The organism is Azospirillum palustre (assembly GCF_002573965.1).
In the GTDB taxonomy this organism is placed as follows: Bacteria; Pseudomonadota; Alphaproteobacteria; order Azospirillales; family Azospirillaceae; genus Azospirillum; species Azospirillum palustre.
Window position 1 is genome coordinate 1 of sequence record NZ_PDKW01000015.1, and the last position, 906, is coordinate 906.

The following is a 906-nucleotide window of genomic DNA, read 5'->3' on the forward strand; positions in this document are numbered from 1 at the left end:
TGCACCGGATAGGCGGTGGTGAACCAGCCGACGCTGCGGCTGAGGTCCAGGCCGCCCACCAGCTCCTCGCGGCCATGACCCTCCAGCTGCACCAGCGCCGACGCTGCGCCGCTCCACCGGCACAGCACCCGCGACAGCGCCGTCAGCAGCAGATCGTTCACCCGCGTCCGGTACGCAGCGGGCGCCGACGACAGCAGGCGCTTCGTCCAGCCCGCATCCAGCCGCGTCCGCGCCACGGCGGATGTCGCCACCCTCAGCGTCTCGGGGGAGACCGGCTCCGCCACCCCCGGCAGCCCGGCCGGAGCCCCCGTCAGGCTGTCGCGCCACCAGGACAGCTCATCCCTCAGCGCCCCGCTCGCGGCGTGGCGGCGCAGGGCCTCGCCCCAGGACTGGAAGGAGGCGGTCTTGGCCGGCAGCACCACCGCTTCGCCCCGCTCCAGCTGCGTGCAGGCCAGCTGCAGATCCTCCAGCAGAACGCGCCAGGACACGCCGTCCACCACAAGATGGTGGATCGCCAGAAGCAGGCGCTGCTCCCCATCATCGCTACGCTCGACCAGCAGGGCGCGCAGCAGCGGGCCGTGTTCGAGGTCGAGGCTGCGCTGGGCCTCCTCGCACAGCCGCTCCTGCGCCCCGGCATCGGCGGCAACGCGGTGCCACAGCACCGGCGGCAACGCGTCGGGCGGCAGGTGCCGGGCGCTCCCGTCGCCGGCGAAGACCAGCCGCAGGGCGTCGTGATGGGCCAGCAGGGCCGAGAGCGCCCGCTCCAGCAGCGCCGGATCGACCGACCGACGCAGCCGCAGCAGCACCGACTGGTTCCAGTGGCTGCGGTTGGGGATCGGCTCCTCGAAGAACCAGCGCTGGATCGGCGTCAGCGACAGCGCTCCGCCGACGCTGCCCTGCTCGGCG

Annotated in this window: 1 protein-coding gene; it reads right to left on the reverse strand. The window is 73.7% G+C overall.

Features of this window, described 5'->3' with window-relative positions; genetic code table 11:
• On the reverse strand, window positions 1-906 hold a 906-nt coding region (locus CRT60_RS00075), incomplete at both ends, for a condensation domain-containing protein (RefSeq protein WP_244592179.1).